This window comes from Alteromonas lipotrueae (assembly GCF_019249255.1).
Taxonomy (GTDB): Bacteria; Pseudomonadota; Gammaproteobacteria; order Enterobacterales; family Alteromonadaceae; genus Alteromonas; species Alteromonas lipotrueae.
Map to the genome: position 1 here is coordinate 402,365 of NZ_JAESDJ010000001.1, position 23,054 is coordinate 425,418.

At 43.3% G+C, this 23,054-nt stretch carries 24 protein-coding genes; 14 read left to right on the forward strand and 10 right to left on the reverse strand.

What is annotated here, in order from left to right; translation table 11 throughout:
* Positions 1-141: 141 nt before the first annotated feature.
* Genes ccmA through KYS23_RS01675 form a run of 10 tightly spaced genes read left to right on the forward strand, consistent with a single transcriptional unit; the run spans position 142 to position 8,281 of the window.
* Entirely contained in the window at positions 142-795 is a 654-nt protein-coding gene (gene ccmA / locus KYS23_RS01630; RefSeq protein ID WP_159529133.1) for a cytochrome c biogenesis heme-transporting ATPase CcmA, read from the forward strand.
* A complete protein-coding gene (gene ccmB / locus KYS23_RS01635; RefSeq protein ID WP_159529135.1) occupies positions 792-1,460 on the forward strand; it encodes a heme exporter protein CcmB in 669 nt (222 codons plus the stop codon). Before ccmA ends, ccmB begins: the two co-directional genes overlap by 4 nt.
* Positions 1,460-2,209: a heme ABC transporter permease gene (locus tag KYS23_RS01640; RefSeq protein WP_159529137.1), complete on the forward strand. Its 750-nt coding sequence runs from the start codon at positions 1,460-1,462 to the stop codon at positions 2,207-2,209. Before ccmB ends, KYS23_RS01640 begins: the two co-directional genes overlap by 1 nt.
* Positions 2,209-2,424 (forward strand): heme exporter protein CcmD, encoded by a 216-nt coding sequence (gene ccmD / locus KYS23_RS01645; RefSeq protein WP_159529139.1) that lies wholly within the window; start codon positions 2,209-2,211, stop codon positions 2,422-2,424. The genes KYS23_RS01640 and ccmD overlap by 1 nt, the downstream gene beginning before the upstream one ends.
* Before the next feature lie 36 nt (positions 2,425-2,460).
* Positions 2,461-3,021 carry a cytochrome c maturation protein CcmE gene (ccmE, locus tag KYS23_RS01650; protein WP_218417964.1) on the forward strand — a complete coding sequence of 187 codons (561 nt, stop codon included), beginning with the start codon at positions 2,461-2,463 and terminating at the stop codon, positions 3,019-3,021.
* Positions 3,022-3,023: 2 nt separating this feature from the next.
* Positions 3,024-5,069: a heme lyase CcmF/NrfE family subunit gene (locus tag KYS23_RS01655; protein WP_218417965.1), complete on the forward strand. Its 2,046-nt coding sequence runs from the start codon at positions 3,024-3,026 to the stop codon at positions 5,067-5,069.
* A complete protein-coding gene (locus KYS23_RS01660; RefSeq protein ID WP_218417966.1) occupies positions 5,066-5,686 on the forward strand; it encodes a redoxin family protein in 621 nt (206 codons plus the stop codon). Before KYS23_RS01655 ends, KYS23_RS01660 begins: the two co-directional genes overlap by 4 nt.
* On the forward strand, positions 5,683-6,126 hold the full coding sequence (locus KYS23_RS01665) for a cytochrome c-type biogenesis protein (RefSeq protein WP_013785228.1): 444 nt from the start codon (positions 5,683-5,685) through the stop codon (positions 6,124-6,126). Before KYS23_RS01660 ends, KYS23_RS01665 begins: the two co-directional genes overlap by 4 nt.
* Positions 6,123-7,421 carry a c-type cytochrome biogenesis protein CcmI gene (ccmI, locus tag KYS23_RS01670; RefSeq protein ID WP_218396101.1) on the forward strand — a complete coding sequence of 433 codons (1,299 nt, stop codon included), beginning with the start codon at positions 6,123-6,125 and terminating at the stop codon, positions 7,419-7,421. The genes KYS23_RS01665 and ccmI overlap by 4 nt, the downstream gene beginning before the upstream one ends.
* A complete protein-coding gene (locus KYS23_RS01675; RefSeq protein ID WP_309475319.1) occupies positions 7,421-8,281 on the forward strand; it encodes an MlaA family lipoprotein in 861 nt (286 codons plus the stop codon). Before ccmI ends, KYS23_RS01675 begins: the two co-directional genes overlap by 1 nt.
* Positions 8,282-8,427: 146 nt before the next feature.
* Here KYS23_RS01675 and galE read toward each other — a convergent pair whose 3' ends face one another.
* From galE to KYS23_RS01715, 8 genes are all read right to left on the reverse strand, one after another.
* Complete coding sequence (gene galE / locus KYS23_RS01680) at positions 8,428-9,450, reverse strand: UDP-glucose 4-epimerase GalE (RefSeq protein ID WP_218417967.1); 1,023 nt, start codon at positions 9,448-9,450, stop codon at positions 8,428-8,430.
* Positions 9,447-9,749, reverse strand: a complete 303-nt coding sequence (locus tag KYS23_RS01685; RefSeq protein WP_057796321.1) for a DUF6170 family protein — start codon at positions 9,747-9,749, stop codon at positions 9,447-9,449. The genes galE and KYS23_RS01685 overlap by 4 nt, the downstream gene beginning before the upstream one ends.
* A gap of 144 nt (positions 9,750-9,893) precedes the next feature.
* Positions 9,894-11,414, reverse strand: a complete 1,521-nt coding sequence (locus KYS23_RS01690; RefSeq protein WP_218396278.1) for a peptide MFS transporter — start codon at positions 11,412-11,414, stop codon at positions 9,894-9,896.
* A 371-nt stretch (positions 11,415-11,785) separates the two neighbouring features.
* Complete coding sequence (locus tag KYS23_RS01695; protein ID WP_218396098.1) at positions 11,786-12,910, reverse strand: KpsE/RkpR family capsule polysaccharide export protein; 1,125 nt, start codon at positions 12,908-12,910, stop codon at positions 11,786-11,788.
* An 11-nt stretch (positions 12,911-12,921) separates the two neighbouring features.
* The gene (locus KYS23_RS01700) at positions 12,922-13,596 is read right to left on the reverse strand and encodes an ABC transporter ATP-binding protein (protein WP_159529164.1); all 675 of its coding nucleotides are present in this window, start codon (positions 13,594-13,596) and stop codon (positions 12,922-12,924) included.
* Entirely contained in the window at positions 13,593-14,372 is a 780-nt protein-coding gene (locus tag KYS23_RS01705) for an ABC transporter permease (protein ID WP_159529166.1), read from the reverse strand. Before KYS23_RS01705 ends, KYS23_RS01700 begins: the two co-directional genes overlap by 4 nt.
* Positions 14,373-14,374: 2 nt before the next feature.
* On the reverse strand, positions 14,375-16,186 hold the full coding sequence (locus tag KYS23_RS01710) for a polysaccharide biosynthesis/export family protein (protein ID WP_246604279.1): 1,812 nt from the start codon (positions 16,184-16,186) through the stop codon (positions 14,375-14,377).
* 16 nt (positions 16,187-16,202) lie between these two features.
* Positions 16,203-16,613, reverse strand: a complete 411-nt coding sequence (locus tag KYS23_RS01715; RefSeq protein ID WP_218396094.1) for a hypothetical protein — start codon at positions 16,611-16,613, stop codon at positions 16,203-16,205.
* A 422-nt stretch (positions 16,614-17,035) separates the two neighbouring features.
* On the opposite strand from KYS23_RS01715, the gene wecA reads away from it, so the two are divergent.
* From wecA to galU, 4 genes are all read left to right on the forward strand, one after another.
* Positions 17,036-18,091, forward strand: coding sequence for a UDP-N-acetylglucosamine--undecaprenyl-phosphate N-acetylglucosaminephosphotransferase (gene wecA / locus KYS23_RS01720; RefSeq protein WP_159529172.1), 1,056 nt, complete (start codon positions 17,036-17,038; stop codon positions 18,089-18,091).
* A 127-nt stretch (positions 18,092-18,218) separates the two neighbouring features.
* Positions 18,219-19,106, forward strand: coding sequence for a glycosyltransferase (locus tag KYS23_RS01725; RefSeq protein WP_159529174.1), 888 nt, complete (start codon positions 18,219-18,221; stop codon positions 19,104-19,106).
* Positions 19,103-19,972 carry a glycosyltransferase family 2 protein gene (locus KYS23_RS01730; protein ID WP_159529176.1) on the forward strand — a complete coding sequence of 290 codons (870 nt, stop codon included), beginning with the start codon at positions 19,103-19,105 and terminating at the stop codon, positions 19,970-19,972. Before KYS23_RS01725 ends, KYS23_RS01730 begins: the two co-directional genes overlap by 4 nt.
* A 385-nt stretch (positions 19,973-20,357) precedes the next feature.
* Positions 20,358-21,251 (forward strand): UTP--glucose-1-phosphate uridylyltransferase GalU, encoded by an 894-nt coding sequence (gene galU, locus KYS23_RS01735; protein ID WP_159529178.1) that lies wholly within the window; start codon positions 20,358-20,360, stop codon positions 21,249-21,251.
* Between the two features lie 80 nt (positions 21,252-21,331).
* Here galU and KYS23_RS01740 read toward each other — a convergent pair whose 3' ends face one another.
* Together KYS23_RS01740 and KYS23_RS01745 are read right to left on the reverse strand one after the other, a co-directional pair.
* Positions 21,332-21,649: a ComEA family DNA-binding protein gene (locus tag KYS23_RS01740; RefSeq protein WP_159529180.1), complete on the reverse strand. Its 318-nt coding sequence runs from the start codon at positions 21,647-21,649 to the stop codon at positions 21,332-21,334.
* Positions 21,650-21,877: 228 nt separating this feature from the next.
* Entirely contained in the window at positions 21,878-22,885 is a 1,008-nt protein-coding gene (locus tag KYS23_RS01745) for an isocitrate dehydrogenase (protein WP_013785212.1), read from the reverse strand.
* Positions 22,886-23,054: the final 169 nt, after the last annotated feature.

Consider the following 23,054-nt stretch of genomic DNA (forward strand, 5'->3'; position numbering starts at 1 on the left):
ATAAAGTATAGGTAATAAGCGAGGCATATCACCGCGTTTGTGATTGAAGTAAATCATATTTAATCATAATTCGCGACTGCGAAAGAAACTTACTGTGATAAACTACGCCGGTTTTGAACAGTGAATAGTAAAGGAGCGTGCGTGTCCGGTTTATATGCATCTGGACTAACTTGCATAAAACGCGATCGTGTTTTGTTTGACGATTTTTCGTTTAATCTTAATGCAGGGGAATTAGTATATTTGCGTGGACCGAATGGTGCAGGCAAAACCAGCCTTTTGCGTATTCTTACTGGCTTAAGTTCGCCAGAACGCGGCGACGTGACTTTTAACGGCGTGAACATTAGCAGCAATCCTTCATTATATTATCAAGCCCTTATTTATTTAGGCCACAAAAGCGCACTAAATGGTGCTTTGTCCGCCATTGATAATTTACGCTTTTGGCTAGCGCAGCACGGCATTCAAAATAAAACTCTCAAACAAATTTCTGATATTGATAGCACTATTTATCAAGTGCTTGAACACTTAGGGTTAGTTGGTCTTGAAGATGTGCCCGTCAGGTTCTTATCTGCTGGACAACAACGTCGTGTGGCACTGAGTCGGCTTTGGCTTAAGACTGCAACGGTATGGGTATTAGATGAGCCTTTTACTGCCCTTGATACTGCAGGCGTAATATTACTTGAGCGTAAAATGAAGCAGCATGTGGCAGACGGCGGCATGATTATTACTACTTCCCACCAAGCGCTGTCTCCTGAAGCGGGTACGCACCGCTGTGTCGATTTGGAGTACCGGTTTTGAATCCCTTACTACTCGGTATCTTCAAACGTGATATGCAGATTGCGTTTCAGCAAAAAGCTGAGCTGGTTCAACCCCTCATGTTTTTATTGATGGTGGTTACCCTATTTCCCTTGGGCGTAAGCCCTTCTCCAGAAACACTGCAACGTATTGGCCCGGGCGTTATTTGGATCGCGGCTATATTGTCATCCTTGTTAGGAATGGAGCGGCTTTTTCGTGATGATTTTATCGATGGTTCTTTAGAACAATATACGTTAAGTGGCATGTCATTGCCGGCCGTTGCTACGGTTAAAGTACTGGCACATTGGCTAGTGAGTTTTGTGCCCTTATTGATTTTGTCGCCGTTGCTCGCGATGTTTTTAAACCTAAGCGTGGACATGTTTATAGCATTAATGCTTACCTTGTTAATTGGCACACCGTTGTTGTCGCTAATTGGTGCGATTGCAGTGGGGTTAACGGTGGGACTAGCACGGGGTGGACTGCTTTTAGCATTGCTTTTAATCCCCGTTTTTATTCCGTTACTGATTTTTGCCACATCTGCTGTAGATTCTGCCGCACTGCAATTACCTTATCATCCTCAACTTGCTATTATTGGCGCCATGCTGTTATTGGCTGCTGCCGCTGCGCCGTTTGCCATAGCTTATTCTTTGAAAGTGAGTCAAAACTGATGTGGAAGTGGTTACATCCTTACGCTAAAACAGAAAATGCTTACCAATTGTGCGTAACCTTACAACCTTGGTTGTGGTTGGGGGCATTGTTATGCTTGGCCGTAGGTACGGTATGGGGGCTGGCATTTGCACCTCAAGATTATCAACAAGGTGATTCGTTTCGTATTATCTATATTCATGTGCCAAGCGCCATGTTGTCTATGGGCACTTATGTGGCTATGGCCATTGCCGCGTTGGTGGGAATGGTGTGGCAGTGGCGAACGGCCTATATGAGCATGATAGCCATGGCGCCAGTGGGTGCCGTCATGACTTTTATTGCGTTATTTACCGGTGCAGCCTGGGGTAAACCTATGTGGGGTGCTTGGTGGGTTTGGGATGCACGCCTTACCTCAGAACTTATTTTGTTATTTTTGTATATCGGTGTTATTGCGCTCTACGGTGCGTTTGAAGATAAACAACAAGCCGGTAAAGCAGCAGGCGTGATGGCTTTAGTCGGCGTAGTAAATATTCCTATTATTCATTACTCCGTAGAATGGTGGAATACCTTGCATCAAGGGGCCACCATCAGCAAATTTGATCAGCCTTCCATTGCGCCTGAAATGTTGTGGCCTTTATTAATTAGCTTATTCGGTTTTGCTTTTTTTATTGGGGCAGTCACTACGGTAAGGTTACGCAGCGAAATTGTGCGTCGTGAAATGCATCGCCCTTGGGTGCAAAAGTTGGCGCAAGCAACAAGTGAGAATAGCTAATGCAGTTTGATTCATTCTCAGCATTTTTAGACATGGGAGGCTATGCCTTCTATGTATGGTTATCTTTTGGTGTGACCTTTGGAGCAATGATACTGCTAGTAGTATTAAGCTTTCACCAACATAAAGGGTTACTGAAATCGGTTTTAAAAGAACAACAGCGTCAGGTGCGAATTAAAGAAGCGAGAGAGAAATCACACGCTTCATCAGCACGGTAAAGTTGTAGTCAGTAGTTTTTAAAGTGAGATAGTTGCATGAATCCTAGAAGAAAGCAGCGTTTGGCGGTAGTGGGCATCGTTGGGCTGCTAATTGTCAGCGCTATTGGTTTAATGCTTTATGCATTGAACGACAGTATCGATTTATTTTATACGCCAAGTGAAATTATTGGAGGTAAGCAAGGGCAAATGCCCCATGTTGGTCAGCGGCTTCGTATTGGCGGCATGGTTGTGCCTGGTAGTGTGAGTCGAGACAGCAAAAGCTTAGCGGTGTCCTTTGATTTAATAGATACGGGCCCCATCGTTACGGTGACCTACACGGGGATACTGCCTGACTTGTTTCGTGAAGGCCAAGGGATTGTGGCTACCGGTGTGCTTACTTCGGCAACAGAAATTACTGCGCAAGAAGTTCTGGCTAAGCATGATGAAGAATATATGCCACCAGAGCTGGCAGAAAAAATGAAAGGTATTAAACATGAAAAACCTGCCAATATGCCCGTCACCGATGCTTCATCTTCTTATCAGTATGAAGCGAGTCCAGAATTAGAGTCAGAGACGGTATCAGAGCTAGGATCAAAGTCTAAACCAGGAGGCCAGTAGTCATGGTACCTGAGATTGGGAATATCGCGTTAACACTCGCCTTAGTATTATCTATTTTACTTGCAGTTTACCCGCTTTGGGGGGCTCACCGTCAGCACGACACGTTAATGGCTACCGCAAAGCCCTTGGCTATTGGACTGTTTTTGTTCACCCTTATTGCTTACCTGTGTTTAACCTATGCCTTTGTTACCGACGATTTTAGCGTTGAGTATGTGGCGCAGCATTCCAATAGCCAACTTCCTCTGATTTATAAAATTACTGCAGTTTGGGGCGGCCATGAAGGCTCGTTTTTGCTGTGGGTATTGATGCTGTCAATTTGGACGGTAGCAGTCGCTATATTTAGCCGGGGTATTCCTCTTACCATGGTTGCAAGGGTATTATCGGTGCTAGGCATGGTAGGCATTGGCTTTTATTTGTTTATGCTGCTTACCTCAAATCCCTTCAATAGCATGTTGCCGTTTTTCCCTGTCGATGGCCGAGATTTAAACCCGCTGCTGCAAGATTTTGGCATGATCATTCACCCACCAATGTTATACATGGGGTATGTAGGCTTCTCAGTGGCATTCGCTTTTGCTATTTCTGCATTGATTTCAGGTCAACTCGATTCCACATGGGCGCGTTGGGCTCGTCCGTGGGTCATTGCTGCCTGGGCGTTTCTTACTGTGGGTATCGCCCTTGGTAGCTGGTGGGCTTACTACGAGCTTGGCTGGGGTGGCTGGTGGTTCTGGGATCCCGTAGAAAACGCATCCTTTATGCCTTGGTTGGTGGGAACCGCCTTGATGCACTCTTTGGCGGTAACGGAAAAACGAAAAGCCTTTAAGTCGTGGACGGTATTACTCGCTATTGCTGCGTTTTCGTTGAGTTTGTTGGGAACCTTCTTAGTTCGCTCAGGAGTGATTGTTTCCGTTCACTCTTTTGCAAGCGACCCAACACGTGGGCTATTCATACTCGGTATTCTTATCGTGTTGAGTGGCTTTGGCTTGTTGCTATATGCCATGCGCGCTTCAGCTTTAAAGAGCCCCGGTCGATACCAAGCGTTTTCTCGTGAAGTATTGCTCATGGGTAATAATGTATTTTTGTGTGCCGCTACGTTAGTGGTGTTACTTGGTACCTTATTGCCACTGGTTCATAAAGAACTAGGGCTAGGCAGTATTTCAGTGGGGGCCCCATTTTTTAATCAAATGTTTACCCTGTTGATTGTGCCGTTTGTGTTGTTCTTAGGCCTTGGCCCTTTAACTCGCTGGAAACACCAGACTGCAGGTGCACTCAAAAATCAGTTGCTTGTCGCTGGTGGAATTGCAATAAGTGCAGCGCTTTTGGTCAATTTTAGTTACGACACTCCACAGTATATGGGTGTACTGGGCATGATACTCGTGTTTTGGATTTTGATTACTACCGTGCAAGAAGTGCTTCAGCGCGTTAATGCTAACCCAAGTAATACCAGTACATTTACAAAGCTACGCAAGCTCACATCAAGTCATTGGGGCATGGTATTAGGCCATATCGGCTTTGCCATCAGTATTATCGGCATTACTTTAGTGTCTAACTATGAGTTGGAGCGGGATGTGCGAATGGAAGTGGGCGAAACTGTAGAGCTTGGCGGTTATGCTTTTACTTTTACCGATGTTAAGCCATTCCAAGGCCCAAATTACACCGCTGATGTGGGTGTATTTGATGTGAACAGAGAGGATGAATTGGTTGTGCATTTAGAACCAGAAAAGCGTATGTATACAGTTCAGCGTATGCCAATGACAGAAGCAGCAATTCACTCTACGGTATCGCGGGATTTATTTATTGCCATGGGCGAGCCCCTTGATGATGGCGCCTGGGCAGTTCGTATTTACATAAAACCGTTTGTAGCATGGTTGTGGGCAGGCGCGGTTGTCATGGCGATTGGCGGTATTTTCTCTATTAGCGATAAGCGCTATCGCATGGCCAAAGTGAAAAAAGTATCGGAAGCTATTAACCGCATGACAGGAAAGGCACACGCCCCTGAAGCAGATACGAAAAATACAAGTGATGCCGGCAGTCAGGAGGTTACACAATGAAAAAGGCGCCTTTAGTTGTCATTCCATTGATTCTTTTTTTCATGCTGGTGATTTTCTTATTCCAAGGATTGTTTTCAGACCCACGAGAGCTAGATTCACAAGTGAAAGGCAAGCCACTGCCTGAATTTTCATTACCCGATTTAATGCAACCCGATACCACCTACACGCCAGATTCACTGAAAGGTGAGGTGACTATTGTGAATGTATGGGGAGTGTGGTGCGTAACCTGTGCGGTAGAAATGCCGTATTTAACCCAGCTTAAAAATGAGCTAGGAGTAAAGTTTGTGGGTTTGTACTTTGACCAAGATCTTGACCCTGACTTTGGGACAAAAACACTCACCCGAGTACAACAAGAAGTTACTAGTATGCTAAGGCGGTACGGTAACCCTTATGCATTTAATATTTTTGATGTATATCGCGATACGTCTTTGGATTTAGGGGTTACTGGCGCCCCAGAACACTTCGTACTGGATGCTAACGGGGTTATTCGCATGCATCATATTGGTGATATCAATGAACGTGTATGGCAAAACAAAGTGGGGCCGCTTTATCAACAGTTGGTGGCCGAGGCTGATGGTAAAAAGGAAGCAAAGAACTATAAGAGAGTCGGCGAATGAAACGTTTACTATTCGTTATCACTTTATTTATCGCCTTTTCTGCTTGTAGCGCTGAAGATAACTTTGCGTTTGATACGCCTGCGCAACGTGCTCAATTTTTGAGTTTAACCGCCGAACTACGTTGCCCTATGTGCCAGAACCAGAATATTGCCGACAGTGATGCCATGATTGCCCACGATATGCGCCGTAAAGTTTATGCGTTGTTGAAAGAAGGCAAGTCTGAGCAAGAAGTTATCGATTTCATGAAAGCCCGTTACGGGGATTTTGTGCATTACCAACCACCGGTAACCATTGCCACCATGTGGCTGTGGGCTGCACCTGTGTTGTTTGTCGTTTTCGCGCTTTTTTTTGTAGTACGCCGGAAATCTTCGACGGCTCCGCAGGATATCAAAGCCAAGCTGGCTAAGGCAGATGCATTGCTTGAGCAGGAAAAAGAATGAGTTGGACTGAGTTTTATATTGTTGTTTCAGGGTTAATTACCTTAGTACTTATGCTGTTGGCATTCCCTTGGCTTCGTAGAAAAAATCACGCTAAAGCTGATAACCTAAGCAACACGCAAATTGTAAAGCAGCGATTGCAAGAGCTTGAAAGAGAAGTGCAAGAAGGCTTAATCACCGAGCACGATATGCGAGTGGCTGTTGATGAACTAAAAGTCGCACTGGTTGATGAAAGTAGTTTTGAATCAACACGTACTGGCAAGGCAGGTCTTCCTTTACTTATTGGTGGTCTAGTCGCCGTCGTTGCCGGTGTAGTGGTATACGCTTCGGTGAATCAATTTAGCCAAGTGCAGCGTGCCTCTGATGCTATTGTAGCGTTACCAGAATTAAGCGCACAATTAGCCAGTGGCAATGGAAGTGATTTAGGGCCTGAAGATGTGGCTAATTTGGCATTGGCCATTCGTCAACGCCTACGAGAAACCCCTGAAGATGATACGGGCTGGCTATATGTGGGGCGGCTTATGTCAAGCCTAGGCCAAGAAGTGCAGGCCATTGAGGCCATAGATAAGGCCGTTGCGATAAAGCCTGGGAATACGTCCCACCAAATTACGCTAGCACAAGCTTTGATGACTACGGGTGATGTGAATAACCTCAATCGCGCACAAGGTGTGCTTAAGGGGTTATTACGCAGTACGCCAGAAAATGATAATTTAGCGCTAATGATGGCGGTGGTTTCTGCCCAGTTAGGCGACTTAGAAAACCTATCCCGTTATTATGGGCAAGTTAAAGATAAGTTGCCTGCGGGTAATGATATTGGTCAGCGACTTGCCATGCGAGAGAAAGAACTTCAAGCGCTAGAAGGGCAAGTGCTTGTACAAGATAATAGTCCCATAGATGAATCATCTGGTACGCAAGCGCCCGCGAATGAAAAGACTACTAGTACGAAAACAGGTTTTAATATTACCGTTAATGTATCTGATGAAGCCCGTTCAGCGTTACCACAATCCGGCTTTCTTATTGTGTTTGCGCAAGATGCGAACTCCGAAAACAGAATGCCGGCGGCCGTGGTTAAGATCCCGTTACAAGATTTTCCTGTCACTATTGCATTAGATACGGATAATGCAATGATGCCGCAATACACATTGGACTCACTCAGCAAAGTTACGCTTACCGCTCGAGTATCTGCTGATGGCGATGTATCTGTATCGCCTGGGGAATGGGAAGGTAGTCAAGTTACCGAGGTGGCACCTCAAAACGTGAAAGACATCAACGTGATGATAGAGAAGGAATTATTGTGATTAAATTTTCAAAATGGGTCTCGGTAAGTGCGCTTTTATTAGCGAGTTTGTTAGGCGGGTGCGCAAGTCAGCAAGCGTCTCAACAAGTTGAGCAAAATAACACATCCGTTCAAGATGCTGGCGACCCTAGAGATCCCCTCGAGCCTGTGAACCGCGTGATGTGGGATTTCAACTGGGAAGTATTAGATGCTTACGTTTTAAGGCCTATCACGGTTGGTTACGTTACCGTGATGCCGCAGTTTGCCCGTACCGGTTTACTTAATGCCGCTGAAAACTTGCAAGAACCGGCAAATTTTATGAACAATATGTTCCAAGGCAAAGTTGATGATGGAATGGATAGCTTAGCGCGTTTCGTACTTAATTCGACTGTGGGTCTGTTTGGTACTATTGATGTTGCTTCGCACATTGGAATAGTCGAAAAAGAAGAAGAATTTGGCGAAACTATGGGCGTGTGGGGTGTAAATACCGGCCCCTATTTAATGCTGCCTGCGTTAGGGCCTAACGATCCTAGAAGCTTTACGGGTAGTGTTGTTGACGGCATGGTATATCCTATGGCGATTATCGATGGGCAGTTTGCTATTGCTCGGTACTTGGTTTCCCTATTAGAGGGGCGTGCTTCATTAATTGACCAAGAGCAACAACTTGAACAATCAGTCGACGACTATGCGTTTGTGAAAAATGCTTATTTCGAAAACCTAGCGTTTAAAGTTACCGATGGCAAAAGCGGTGATAAAGCGTTAGAAGAAGAACAGCTTGATGATTTTGCCGAGTTCGAAGCCATGCTGGAGTATGAAGAAACGGATGTTGAAGCTGACGATTCAAAAGAAGAGCCAGAAGATGATGGCCCTGAAGGTAATTAATTCATAGCTCTATGGTACTACTAGTTTACAGCTAACAAAGCAAAATAAAACAAAAAAGCCCCTTAACGACAGTTCGTTGAGGGGCTTTTTCAAATCCTGCTTAGCGCACTATTGCGAGCTATCTTACTAAATATGCGATAGGCTGATTAAGCTTTAGGATAGCCCTGAGGGTTTTGTGATTGCCAATTCCATGTGTCTGCACACATGGCCTCTAAGCCTTTCTCTGCGTGCCAATTAAGTTCAGTAGCTGCCTTAGTTGGGTCTGCGTAACATGCAGCTACATCGCCTCCACGGCGCGGTGCTATAGCATAAGGGATTGTTTTACCCGATGCCTTTTCAAACGCTTTGATCATATCTAACACTGAGTAACCTTGACCAGTTCCCAAGTTATATTTATCAAGGCCCATATTTAAAGCAATTCTATCAATCGCTTTTAAGTGCCCATTTGCCAAGTCTTCTACGTGAATATAATCACGTACACCAGTACCATCATGGGTATCATAATCGTCACCAAATACGCTGAGTTTTTCTAATTTTCCCGTAGCGACTTGTGAAATATAAGGCATTAGGTTGTTTGGTATACCGTTTGGATCTTCTCCAATGCTACCTGATGCGTGTGCGCCTACAGGATTAAAGTAACGAAGTAGCACAATGTTCCATTCACTGTCTGACACAAACAAATCAGCCAACACATGCTCTACCATTAACTTAGACATGCCGTAAGGGTTGGTTGGGTGTCCAGTAGCCATGTCCTCGCGCAATGGAAGGGCTGCAGGATCGCCATATACTGTAGCAGAGGAGCTAAACACAATATTCTTAACATTGTGCTTTTGCATTGATTTACACAGGGTAAGCGTGCCATAAACGTTATTTTCATAGTAAGACAGGGGCTGCTGAACCGATTCTCCTACGGCTTTTAGGCCCGCAAAGTGGATCACCGCATAAATCGTATGCTCGCTAAATATACCATCAAGCACGGCAGTGTCGCGAATATCACCTTGAACGAAAGTGACGGATTTTCCTGAGATAGCCTCAACACGTCTCAGTGACTTTGCGCTCGAGTTCGCCAAGTTGTCCAAGACAACAACGCTGTAATCTTGTTCGAGTAGTTGAAGTACAGTATGACTTCCAATGTATCCTGCGCCACCGGTAACCAAGATGGTTTTCATGCATGCTCCTTGTCTGAATTAGGTGCCAAATATTTAGCACAGATAGAATGTTGTATAGGCTTAACTAAAAGCGGGTACAGAAGAAATACGAGTCCCGCCCACAACAGTGATGTCCAGTTCGATGCGGTTTGTAATATAAGCACAAAAGCGGGTATGAAAACCAGTAGCTTGAGCACGTTCATGAGTGTTTTTTCTGGAACGGTCATTCGTGAAGCTGCTCTGTCTAAACGCTTAACGCGTTCAGTAAGAGGGAGACCTTTTAGCTGAGGAATATTTCGGGTGGAAAAATAAAATTTCATAGCGTACTCAAATAAAAACCGCCGACACATATTGTGTAACGGCGGTTATTGTAGGTGATTGCAGGAAAGGTTCAAACCGTAATTGGTCTAATGAGCTCTTTTCAGCAAAATTTAATCACCTGTTCCTATTTTCTATTAATCAACTTAGGCTTGGGACTCAACGCCAGCTTTTTCCCAAAAACGTGATTTGAGACTCAGCAGTGCGATCACAATACCGATAGCAATACTAAACAACGCGATTTGTAGGTAAAGGTTAGGCATTTCGGCTACATTTTCAGGATCGAAATTACCTGACAATAGGCCGGCAATAATGTTACCGATAGAGTAGGTTAGAACGAAAACCCCCATCATTTGACCAGCAAAACGCTTAGGCGATAGTTTACTTACCGCACTAAGTGCAACGGGGCTTAAACATAACTCACCAACAGTATGTAAGAAGTAAGTAGTGACCAACCACATTGGGGCTACTTTTAAACCTTGAGCAGCGTACTGAGAGGCCATAAACATTACCAAGAAGCCTGTTGCCATAATCACAAGACCAATTGCACACTTAAGGGTATACGAAGGGTCAATCATACGCTTAGCAAGGTTAATCCAAAGCGCAGCGAAGAAAGGCGAAAGGATAATAATAAATAGCGAGTTAGAAAGCTGGAACCATACGGTTGGAATGGTAGAAAGCCCGAACCATGACGTGAAAATTGAACCAGCGGATAAAGCTCTGTCGGTATAGTTTTGAGCGAACAAGTTTAAAGATGAACCGGCTTGCTCAAAGCCTGACCAGAAACACGCCGAGGCAATACAAACTAAAAATAATGCCCACATGCGTCTTTTTTCATTGTCGCTTAATGCGCCTTTGAAATAGATAAAACCAAAATAAGCAAAAAATACCACAGTGAAAAATACAGCCACTTGCTGAGCGAGTGCAAGAGGGTCAATAACAATTGTCCCCATGTGAGCAAGAACAATAACAACGACAGCTAAGGCTACGGTTGCAATAACGGCTGTCCACGCGGTTTTCTTAGCGCTGCCCGTGTAAGGGTTAGTTGGAGCTGTTGAGTCTGACGCTAGCGATGAGTTGGTAAAGTAGTATTGAATAAGACCAATAGCCATACCAATCGCTGCCGCACCAAAGGCATAATCCCAGCCCCAGTTTTCCTGTAGATAACCCGTTACCAAATAGGCAATAAGAGAGCCGATGTTGATACCCATATAATAAAGGGCGTAACCACTGTCTCGGCGAGCATCTTCATCGCCATACTGCTGCCCTACCATAGCTGAGATATTGGGTTTTAATAGACCAGTACCTGTCGCTACAAGGATTAAACCTACAAAAAATAAGTTCTGTAAGTCGATAGCAAGTACTACATGGCCTAAGAAGATGATAATACCACCGTACCATACGGCTTTTTTACCACCAATGAGACGGTCAGATAACCAACCTCCTGGTAAACCTAAAAAGTAAACTGCACCGGTATAAAGGCCGTAAATTGCCCCTGCGGTGGCTACCGTAAAACCAAGCCCTTGAGTTTGTAGGCTGGCTGTCATAAATAAAACAAGAAGGGCACGCATACCGTAATAACTCATGCGTTCCCACATTTCTGTGAAAAACAGCGTTCGAAGGCCCCCTGGATGGCCGAAAAAGCTGGTGTCGTTAGATTTTTTTATAGTCACGTTATCATTCCATATTAATTATGGTTGTTATAGTAGAGTGCTTAATGCATACACTCTTTTGATATAGGTCCAATAAAGGATAAGCCGTTATACTAAAGCTCGAGTGAAGACACAAGATTTGGGCGATAAACTCTACTTTTAAGCCTGTCAAAAGCACGTTTTGTTTGAAAATTGAGCGTTGTCGCTTCGGTTACTCTTTATGATTTTCGCGGGCTGGCGCTAAAAATATGGGGGAATCGCCTACTGCTTGTCGTTTACTTGAAAATTTGTATCGCACTCTTTTTTACAACGAATGTATTACAACGAATGCTATTAAGAATATAGCAGCGAAGTACGATACAAATCAGGTTTCAAGGTATTGTCCGTTATAGCTCTCTAATTGTAGCTAATACAATTCGAATGATGCCATAAAGCAATAAAAGTATTACGCCAAATAAGACTAGGTTGTAAACAACCGTGGGATACTTATTGTCATCGGGCAGCGTAGGCGTCTCGATAGTTACCAAGTGCTGTAATTTCTGATAGGTTTCTACTCGGGCATTTTCAAGGGTAATCAGTGAAGAAGAAAATGCTTGTATAGCTAACTGTAACTGAACCTGTAGGTTGCTGTATTGTGCCATAAGTTCACCTACGGAAAGGTCAGTATCAGAGCTATCTGGATCAGTGGTACTGATCTGCTCTTTGCGCTTATTAATTTCACTCTGCAGTGCACCAATTTCTCGCTTGATGTTAATCACCTCAGGAGCAGCATCAGACATCATGGTTGAAATGGTACTCAACTCCGCTTTCTTTTGTGCCAAGGTGGCTTCTAACGAAAATGCAATTTGCTGGAAAGCTGCGCCTTCTGCGGTAGGGTCAAGCACATTATATTTTGACTGAAAGCCTAAAATTTCTGTTTTAGCTTGTTGAAGTTTTTGCTCAACAATCTCGTGCTCACCCTTAGCAAATGTAAGCTTTGATTTGGCTAGGTTATTGTTGATATTGTTTATAAATTCTTCCGCTTTTACCACAATAGCTTGATTTATAACTTGCGCGAATTCGGGGTTAAAAGCACGGGTACGAAGTGAAATAACAGAAGAAGCTGAATCTACACTCACTTCAACGTGGTCTAAGTAAAACTGATAGAAGCTTTCCTGCTTATGAGAACTTGATAAGCCGCTAAAAAAATCGGCCTCGTCAGACATGTAATGTTCTCTTAAGTTAATGGTTTCGTCTAAGTACTTAATCATATCTGCAGACTTGATATAGGCTTCTACCAACTGACTCTCGTTGCTAAACCCACTTGACCCCATGCCTGCCGACATAAGTATAGATGAAGGGTCGAAACTGCTACCGCCATCACTTGATTTTACGATTAACTGACTTTGGCTTTCGTATTGAGGTGCAGCCCATACAATGAGATAGAAGGCATATAAAAACCAAGGCAGCACAAGCAAAAGCGTTTTATGCTGTTTCATCAGTTCATTCAGCTTAGTAAGAGTTTTTTCCACGTTTAATAAACCTATTTTAACGATTTTTTGTTAGCTGCATCTTGCGTGTACACGTCAATGCCTTCTTCGAGATCAGCGTAATACGATAATTTTCCGTCATCGATAATAACGGTAGAGGTACAGAATTCTCGAATTTGATCGAGTTCATGACTGACCATGATAACGCCGGCAGTTTCACTTTTTTCTTTAAGTGACGCCCTGGCTTTTTTTCTAAAAAGTGGGTCGCCTACGGAAGTGGCTTCGTCAATAAGATAAATATCAAAGTCAATATTCATACAACAAGCAAATACAAACTTAGCCCGCATACCTGATGAGTACGTCCGCACGGGTAAATCGAAACGGTTATCTAGTTCAGCAAAAGCTTGAACCTTCTCTTCGTATTCCGGTAACGACGCCACGTTATTGATACGACCGATGAAACGTGTGTTCTCACGGCCTGTCATTTGGGGATGCACGCCTGTTTGCAGTGCGACTGGCCAAGACATCGCTTTATTAGTAAGCACGCGCCCTTTATCGGGGTATTCGCTTTTTGCCAACATGCGAAACAGGGTGGATTTACCCGCACCGTTTTTACCTAATATGGCTACGTTGTTCTCGGTTGGAAAATCAAAGTTAAGATTTTTAAATATATATTGGGGCCCCATTTTACTCGGGTAGCTTTTTGTCACGTTCTCTAGTTTGATCATCGTGACAATACCTTTTTCCACGTAATGTGATACAGAGAAAGACTCAAGAATAAGAATACAATGGTAATTTCTACCACAAAGCTAAACGATACCCCTTTATGTCCGTAAGACTCAAAACAAGCATATCGAGCAAGCTCGTTAAAGTGGACTAGTGGATTCCAAGTGAAATACGGCCAGAGGTATTCGGGCAAATCTTGAAGGCTGAAAAATACACAGGAAATAAACATAAGGGGGCGTGTAAGCATTGATTTTATTTTGTCTACTTCAGGGACGAAAGCAAGCGCAATACCAAACACCAAACCAATTGAAACAGAGAATAACCAAAGTAGGATGTAAAGGGTGATCAACAGCAGTGGGTCATGAATCTCAAAGCCATCACCCAAAAGATAAAGTGACAACGCAAGGAGTGCAATCACTCCGGTTTTTATCGATAATTCTACAAAGCCCGCAGTCACTACAGCGGCAAGCGGTTGAACCTGCCTAAATGCATACAAAGGTTTATTGCGGCGAATAGACGTGGACACTGATTGAAGGTTGGTGGTTAGGGTTTGCAGACCAACGAGCCCAATCATCATAAATATGAATAATGGTATAGAGTGAACATCGTCGCCGCTGATCAAGCCTCTTATAAACGAAAGGGCAGCAATGAAAATAAATGGTTCTATAAAGGCCCAGCTTAGCCCAAATTTATCATTGAACTTACTTTGAAACTCACGCAGGAAAAGTGCGAAAATCACACTTCTCCAAGCGTAAACTTGTTCTTTGAACGTTACCATAATTAGTCTGTGGCTACGTTCGCAGCAATGGCGATTTGATAGACAATTTGCGTAATATCTTTTACTGCCTGAAGCACCTTGGTATCAATAGCCGGCAGCACAATGATTTGATCGCCAGGTAATAATTTAGCGCCACTGCCGTTAGCCGTTAAAATACCATTATCAATATTAGCAAACGCAACGTTGCCATTTTTGCGCACAATCAAGATACGCTCATCTTCAGCCCGTTCGGTAAAACCGCCAGCCCATGCAATATAATCTTCAGTATCTGCGTCAGGGTTAAATACAACCGATTGAGGGAGTAAAACTTCGCCACCAATATGAATAAGATCCGTAATTTCTGGGATCACAATCGTATCATTAGGTTCTAAAAGAATGTTCGCAGTGTCGCCATTTTCAGACACAACCACACGACCCTGGGGTTCAACTTGGCGTGCTCTGGCAATAAAATCAGCTACAAGTTGAGCTTCCTGTGCGCGAATAGCGCCTTCACCGGTAGAACTGATAGGAGCAGTATACATACTGCGCTCTAATCGCTCTAACCCTTGCTCGATAATTTCTTTTTGCTTTATAGCAACACTTTCTCGCAGAAGGTAGATATTTTGCGTATCTGACAAGGTTGTATCAGCTTCAATATGATCAAGCACATCAAGCAAGCGTGTGCCTTTGTCTACCATCAATTGTGATGCACCTGAAAATGCGCCAGCTACATTAATACGATAGATTTGTGCTTCGTTATCAGCCACGTACTCTACCGTATCGCCGGCTTTTAAAGGCAAGGCTTCAAAATCCGATAAGCTTAAGTAACGTGCAAACTGTTTATTTTCTCTTACGCCAGCAACAGAAGCATGAGAAGCAAATTCACCCGGTCGTGCAAAGTAGTTTACTACCTCGCCGGTAAGCTCTTCATCTGAAAACTCAAAGGTAAAGCTATTTCGGGCACCCGTTTCTACCACAATAGTATTGCCGATAGGGCGAACTAAAATAGTGTCACCGTCTTTAAAGGACACTTTTGGAAGCTTGCCGTTCCTGAAAAATGCATATAAATCAGCGGTTGCAATAACTTCGTTGTTGCGAATTACATCTATTTTACGGAAGCTACCTCGTTGAAAATCGATACCTCCCGCCCGTTTCAAGTAATACAGAACACTATCAGATGCTAAGCCCGCATATTGCCCAGGACGTAAAATTGGACCAGAAACATAGACTGCCACAGGTGTTGAAGTAAGTAGGTTGACGTATACATTTACATCGTTGGTATAAACCTGACGAATTTTACTACTGACTGTCTGGTTTACTGAACCCGCTGGCGTGTTAGCAACCCGAATTGGGCCAATATTGGGTATAAATATGTTGCCTTGGTTATCAACAGTAGAAACATCTGAATAATTGATTGCACCCCAAAGCCATATAGAAATTTTATCCCCAGGGGCAACCAGGTAGTTATCGTTTAAGCCTGTGGTTCTTTCTGACTCGAAGCCGCCAAGAAATAGGTTGGCAGCAAACGGTGGGTTAGCCATTGCTTTTTGTTGGGGGAAAACACTTTCAATAGTTGGCTCACCCGGAAGAGAAAGGCCATCTCTTGGCTGAGTGCTAAATTGCCCCATTGTACTTTGTGCGCTACCTGCGCCGGGCAGTGTACGTTGACTCTGAACGCTGAGAGGGGACACGCCAGCTGCAGTACTAGAGCTTGATGACGAGCCTGTTTGTTGGGCGCGTTGTCTTAACTGTTCTATTTGTTCCGCACTCTGCGCGTAAACTGCTTGAGAAAATAAACTGATTGAAAGTGCGACTGCGGCAGTTAAAGAAACCAAATGTAACGACTTCAACTTATTCTCCTTCTACTTCTACTTGTGCCGAAGCAACCAGTGGGCTCAAAATGGACCACGCCCCGTCGCGTTTACAAACGGTAACCTTGTCTTTGGTATATTCATTTTTGGACTGGGTGCCAGAAAGTGTAGCTTGAAAGCGAATGCAGTCGTTACCGGTTGCCGAGGTATACAATTTAGTCGCCTCGTAATCAATGCCTTCAAGCATAATTTGAATGCTCTGCCCCTGACTAAACGAAGAATTTAAATTTGGAATGCTTATTGCTACATCTTCTTCGGCAGACAAAGAGTATGCTAGCGAAGCGTGTACTAGTGGAATATCGGCGGTTGTCGATTTAGGCACGTTACTGCACGCCGCTAGTAAGCTGGTTAGCGCAACGAGTAAGCAAGCCCCTTTATGCGTATTTAACATTGACTGTCATATCCATATAGCAATTTGGCGCTAGGATACCATAAGAACAAAAAAAAACATGCTTTCGTCATGCGTTACATTGCGAATTGCATGTCGATGGATGTTTATTTGTTCAAAATGTTGCGCGCTCAAGGCGTGTTGTTTTAAATTTATACGAAATATTGGTGCTAATTAGTCATTATTATTCCTGTTACAAAAGTTTTTGCCACTAAGGGTGGTTACAACACAGAATGTTTATTATGATAAGGGGGTTTTTCCTATCCTTTTCAAATAAAAGAATGAAGCCCTCGGTAGGTCGTTAAAGGACGTTGTATTAATATGGATACCAATTTGGTTCACATGTCACACTTTGGAAGAACACCAATCAGTGAAGTACTGATGTCTGGTGGTATGAGCCGCGGTGGCACGAGGTTTTGTTTAATATGTTAGCGTACTTGCAGTTTGTTCCTCTTTTTACTGCGTTTTTTGTAGCACTTATTCTGTTAGTGGTGATGACACCGCTAGCACATCAATTTGGCTTGGTTGATCAACCAAGCGCGAGAAAACGCCATGCGGGCATCATTCCATTAACTGGCGGCGTCGCCATCTTTATGGCGGTATTGGTCGCGAGTGTTGCGACTGATGTTTGGATGAAAAACAATCCTTTATTCTTTACTGCTTCTGCCTTTGTTGTACTTCTCGGTATGCTTGATGATCGTTTCGACTTAAGCGCTAAAGGGCGTTTAATGTGTCAATTTGGTGTAGCTTCAATAATGGCGTGGAGTGCTCAAAACTATGTCACGTCTTTAGGTAATATTTTTGGTGGTGGCGATATTGCGCTCGATATTGGCGGATATTTTTTTACTGTTGTGTGCGTGGTGGGTGTTATCAATGCTTTTAATATGATTGATGGTATTGACGGACTTGCAGGGGGCATGAGCCTGGTTATTCTGCTTACTTTAGCGGGTTTTCTGATTGCTACTGGCAATGGCGCTGCCATTATGGAGCCTCTAATTATTGTAGCTGCCATCGTACCGTTTTTAGCCTTTAACTTGAGTTGGAAGGGCTTTAAAGGAAATAAAATATTTATGGGTGATGCGGGCAGTATGTTCGTGGGCCTTACGATAGTATGGTTATTAGTCGACCATACCCAAGGTGTTAGTGCTGCATTTAGACCGATTACCGCCGTGTGGTTGGTTGGATTGCCATTGATGGATATGGCAGCAATAATGTACCGCCGTGCACGCAAAGGGCAGTCTATGCTGCGCCCCGACCGCCAGCACTTACATAACATTTTCATGCGTGCTGGGTTATCAAGTCGCCAATCTCTCATCGCGATACTATGCATGGGAGCCTGTTATTGCATAATTGGGATCCTGGGTGAAATATACCTAGTGCCAGAATACACCATGTTTTGGGGTTTTATTTGTCTACTGGTCTTGTATAGTATCGTCATTCAGAACATTTGGAGCGTACTTCGCTTTATCAAAAAGCGTTAGAGTAATATTTCTAATGCGTTGATAAATTGAATGCTAAAAACAAATTTCTAACGCCGGTGTAATAAGATTAGAAAGCGCTTTTCTTTTACTTTTCCATGTATCAACGCTTTAAAATTGGTAATTCTGTTTGGACTCGAACCTTTCTATTCTTCACAACAACTATAAGAAAAAACGTGTTGAAACCTTAGTCGCTATGGCGGTTTATGGGGGGGACAAGGTCGAGTGGGTAGAACAAGCAATTGATAGCATCCTCAATCAGACCTATCGAGATTTTGTTTTTATCATTGTAATTGACGGGGAAATTACCGTTAAGATGATGAATAAACTCAAAGATAAAGCCTTTTCTGACCTTCGGGTTGTACTTGCCCAAAACGCGACTAAACCTGGTTTGGCTAGCTGCATGAACAAGGCGGCCGAATGGGGACTATCGTTGAACCCTTCTTACTTCGTGAGAATGGATGCGGATGACATCTCGATTTCTACTCGACTCGCTCGGCAAATAAGTTATTTGCGAAAGCATGCCTATATATCAGTGTTGGGGTCAGCGTTGACTGAAATAAACGAGCACGGTGAGAAAGTGGGAGCGCGGGTCATGCCTTCGTCTCACAAGCAAATTGTCAGTATTTTGCCACGACGGTGCTCACTGAATCATCCTACCGTAGTAATACGTTACACGGTGTTTGAGCAAGGTTATAGATACGACAGCAACCTAATGAACACCCAAGACTATTTTCTTTGGGTAACCCTGGCTTCTAACGGTTTCGTGTTTAGAAATCTTAAAGATCGTTTATTGAAATTCAGGCGCGTAAACAACTTTTATAAGCGCAGAGGTTTTAGTAAATCACTCAATGAATTTAGAGCAAGGTTCAATGCCATGCTTAAACTGAAAAAGCTAACGCCTTACAATGCCGCATATGCGTGCGGGGTTCTCACGCTTCGATTGATGCCTGGAAAAGTCGTTAAATTAGCGTATAAACTCGATCGTCATTTATTGGATAGGTTTGGTAAACATTGAACTGTGGAATTGTCGTTGTACTTTATCACCCTGATATTCAACATGTGCAATCACTTATCGATGGGTTCATGCACTGTGAATGGCCCATTGTATTAGTCGACAATTCTCCTGAAAAAACTGTCTTATCGCTTTCTTCTCACTGCCAGTACTTCCATTATCCTGAAAACGTAGGCATTGCCGAGGCTCAGAATGTAGGCCTCAATTATCTATTTAAAAATGGTCTTTCACATGCGGTAGTGCTAGATCAAGATAGTCTATTTACGGTAAATATGGCAGTAGACTTATTAGCTCAGTACCACGAGCTTGAGCGTTCCCATAAAATAGCGGCACTTGGCCCTTCCATACATTGTCAATTTACCGGTAAGCTTGCCGTAGGCCGAGTTCAAAAGGGACGTCAAATCGATAGCAAGGTTAGAGAAGTAAAACAAATTATTGCTTCAGGTATGATGCTATCTTCTTCAGCATTTTCTACAGTCGGAAATAAAGAAACAGGCTTATTCATAGACGGTGTGGATCATGAGTGGTGCTGGCGCGCCAATAATCTCGGTTTTTCTATATTTCAGTCTTTATCAGTATGCATGCCGCACCGTCAGGGCGATGATCGTGTAAAGGTGCTAGGCCTAACATTCAAGCAAGGCGCACCTATTCGACTTTACTATCAAATGAGGAACGTATTACTCTTAGCGCGAAGGGGATATGTACCACTTTATTGGAAGTGCCGTCATCTTCCCGCAATACCGCTACGTTATATTGTCAATCGATTCTACTTTCCAGATGGTAAAAAGCGTGGGCATTATTTACTGAAAGGGCTGGCCGACGGTATTAGTGCGAAGAAAGGAAAGATTCAAGAGCCTAGTATAAAGTAGGCTTTACGTTGTTTATGCAATGGTTTTAGTTGGAATTTTAAAAGCACTGCTTAATGAATGTAAGGTTTCACTAAAGATGTGCAGGTGATATTTTTTGGTGCATAACGCTGAATTAAAAAGGGGCGTTGATTAGCCAAATCCTTTTATTTCAAAAACATTATTTTTCAATGATGTTGCGCTGATTAGCACCAGTTATATGTGATATGAATTGAAATATGTGCTTCATGATGAAGCTTTTTATTTTTTATAATAGAAATCATTATGAAGTGAACTTTAAGTTTTATAAACGCGTAACCGTTTCGAGCCAAAATGAAGTTGTGAGTATGGAATGTGGATTGCATACTTCATTTTAGGTTGAGGATTATCAGTACAAGGACATTAAATTATGAGTCAAGTAAAGAAAGCCGTTATTCCAGTAGCGGGCCTAGGTACCCGAATGCTTCCTGCTACAAAAGCAATTCCTAAGGAAATGCTTCCAGTGGTAGATAAGCCTCTTATTCAATATGTCGTGAAGGAATGTGTCGCAGCAGGAATAAAAGAAATCATTTTGGTAACCCACGCGAGTAAGAACAGTATCGAAAACCATTTTGATACATCTTTTGAGCTTGAAGCCACATTGGAAAAGCGTGTTAAGCGTCAGATACTTGAAGAAGTACAGTCAATTTGTCCGAAAGATGTCACTATCATGCATATCCGTCAAGGTGTTGCGAACGGTCTAGGACACGCTGTATTGTGTGCTCGTCCTATAATTGGCGATGCACCTTTTGCGGTAGTATTACCTGATGTGATCATTGATGATGCGGCAAGCGATCCGAAAAAAGATAACCTTGCAGACATGGTTGCTAAGTTTAATACCACTCGTGTCAGCCAAGTAATGGTAGAACAAGTTCCACAAGAAGATGTGACCAAATTTGGTATTGCAGACCTTGATGGCGCAGCGATAGAGCCGGGTGAGTCTGCTAAAATACACAAAATGGTAGAAAAGCCGTCGCTTGATGAAGCACCGTCCGATTTAGCTGTTGTAGGTCGCTACGTACTATCTGAGAAGATTTGGGACTTGCTTGAATTCACTCCTCCTGGTGCCGGCGATGAAATTCAACTTACTGATGCTATTGATGCATTAATGAAGGTTGAACAGGTTGATGCTTACTACATGAAAGGTAAGAGCCATGACTGTGGTAGTAAACTAGGTTACATGAAAGCTAACGTAGAGTACGCGCTTAGACACCCAGGGTTAGGTCAAGAATTTAAAGAGTATATCTCTAGCCTTAATCTCTAAGATTATGGCTATTTAAAAGCGCGCTTATGGCGCGCTTTTTTGTACGTGTCTTTCAAACTGAGTAACACCGAGTGTCCTATTCAGTCTTTTACCACAACATAGCCTTGCAGTTTAGAGAGCATCTTTTCACCAATCCCTTTTACTTCGGTTATTTGGGCTACTTCTAAAAATGGCCCAACATCTTGTCGATAAGCAATAATAGCTTTTGCCTTAGAGATACCCACGCCAGGCAAAGTTTGAAGCTCTTCAATACTCGCGTCATTAAGGTCGATTTTTGTCGCGATACCAACACTTACCATTGATGATGAAGCATCATTATCAAGGGGGGCGGCCGATATGGCTGGTGTGTAAATATATAGCGCAGATAGAACCAGTAAGCTTGTTAATTGTTTTTTCATTGTCATTCCTTGTTTGGGGTGTACACCATTTGTACCGTGTTGATGTTACCCACAGGGTGAAATATGAAAAGACCAGTTTTAGGACAGTTTTGTTAAACGGCCAACAGTAAATTAGGGCGTTTTTTCTTTTTTTGTGCGGGGAGGGGGAGAGGGAAGAATGTATGCAGTAAGAGACAGATACAAAAAAGCGGGCTTGAAGCCCGCTTTATTAATGACGTATTTTTAACCTTAAAGGCGGTCAATCAACGCTTGAGTAAATTCATTAGTGCCGGCTTCACCACCAAGGTCGCGAGTAGTGCGGTCACCAGTTTCAATAACGTCTTTTAATGCGCTACGAATTTTTTCAGCTTTATCACCCATATTCAAGTATTCAAGCATTTGAGCCGCAGCAAGAATAACTGATGTTGGGTTAGCTAAGTTTTTACCTGCAATATCAGGAGCAGAGCCGTGAACAGCTTCGAAAATAGCACAGTCTTCACCGATGTTAGCGCCAGGAGCCATACCAAGACCGCCAACAAGTCCAGCACATAGGTCAGAAAGGATATCACCGAATAGGTTAGTCGTAACAATCACGTCGAACTGATGTGGGTTCATGACTAACTGCATACAGGTGTTATCAACGATCATTTCTGTAGACTCGATATCTGGGTAACGTTCACCCACTTCACGAGCCACTTTCAAAAACAAACCTGAAGTCGACTTCAAAATATTAGCTTTGTGTACTGCGGTAACCTTCTTGCGGCCTTCGCGACGCGCCAATTCGTAAGCGAAGGTAACGATTTTTTCAGCGCCGTCACGAGTAATTTTACTCATCGCTTCAGCTTCGTTACCGTCTTCTGAAACCACTTGACCAAGGCCTGAATACATACCTTGAGTATTCTCGCGCACGGTAATGATATCGATATCTTCGTAACGAGCTTTAGTGCCTTTGAAGGAGATCACAGGGCGTAAGTTTGCGTAAAGTTTGAATTGCTTACGTAAGCTAACGTTAATGGATGTGAAACCTTCGCCAACTGGTGTAGTTAGTGGGCCTTTAAGTGCCACTTTATTTTTAGCGATAAGGTCAAGTGTTGCTTGTGGCAGAAGTTCACCATGCTCTTCAAGGGCAACTAAGCCTGCATCTGCGTAGTCATAGGCAAAATCACAGCCAACTTTATCTAAAATTTTAGTGGTTGCATCAATAATGTCTGGGCCAATGCCGTCACCGCGAATGACTGTAATGTGTTGCTGAGTCATGTGGAAGGATCCTCTGATAATTCTATTGTCAAAATCGTTAGGTTTACTACATTTTAGCTTAGCGAGCGAAACGCGCCAAAGATGACCGCCTCATCTTATTATTATTTTGAAAATTAGGGGTAGTTATTTGAAGCGGCGCTAAGCGGCGTATTTTATACGATAGCGGGGC

Coding starts and splice junctions, on each gene's coding strand:
- KYS23_RS01715 (WP_218396094.1), bottom strand. CDS start 16,613: ATGTTAAATACGCATAAAGGGGCTTGCTTACTCGTTGCGCTAACCAGC.
- ccmI (WP_218396101.1), top strand. CDS start 6,123: ATGAGTTGGACTGAGTTTTATATTGTTGTTTCAGGGTTAATTACCTTA.
- KYS23_RS01705 (WP_159529166.1), bottom strand. CDS start 14,372: ATGGTAACGTTCAAAGAACAAGTTTACGCTTGGAGAAGTGTGATTTTC.
- KYS23_RS01685 (WP_057796321.1), bottom strand. CDS start 9,749: ATGAAATTTTATTTTTCCACCCGAAATATTCCTCAGCTAAAAGGTCTC.
- KYS23_RS01665 (WP_013785228.1), top strand. CDS start 5,683: ATGAAACGTTTACTATTCGTTATCACTTTATTTATCGCCTTTTCTGCT.
- KYS23_RS01640 (WP_159529137.1), top strand. CDS start 1,460: ATGTGGAAGTGGTTACATCCTTACGCTAAAACAGAAAATGCTTACCAA.
- KYS23_RS01660 (WP_218417966.1), top strand. CDS start 5,066: ATGAAAAAGGCGCCTTTAGTTGTCATTCCATTGATTCTTTTTTTCATG.
- KYS23_RS01740 (WP_159529180.1), bottom strand. CDS start 21,649: ATGAAAAAACAATTAACAAGCTTACTGGTTCTATCTGCGCTATATATT.
- KYS23_RS01655 (WP_218417965.1), top strand. CDS start 3,024: ATGGTACCTGAGATTGGGAATATCGCGTTAACACTCGCCTTAGTATTA.
- galU (WP_159529178.1), top strand. CDS start 20,358: ATGAGTCAAGTAAAGAAAGCCGTTATTCCAGTAGCGGGCCTAGGTACC.
- ccmD (WP_159529139.1), top strand. CDS start 2,209: ATGCAGTTTGATTCATTCTCAGCATTTTTAGACATGGGAGGCTATGCC.
- ccmE (WP_218417964.1), top strand. CDS start 2,461: ATGAATCCTAGAAGAAAGCAGCGTTTGGCGGTAGTGGGCATCGTTGGG.
- galE (WP_218417967.1), bottom strand. CDS start 9,450: ATGAAAACCATCTTGGTTACCGGTGGCGCAGGATACATTGGAAGTCAT.
- wecA (WP_159529172.1), top strand. CDS start 17,036: ATGTTAGCGTACTTGCAGTTTGTTCCTCTTTTTACTGCGTTTTTTGTA.
- KYS23_RS01700 (WP_159529164.1), bottom strand. CDS start 13,596: ATGATCAAACTAGAGAACGTGACAAAAAGCTACCCGAGTAAAATGGGG.
- KYS23_RS01745 (WP_013785212.1), bottom strand. CDS start 22,885: ATGACTCAGCAACACATTACAGTCATTCGCGGTGACGGCATTGGCCCA.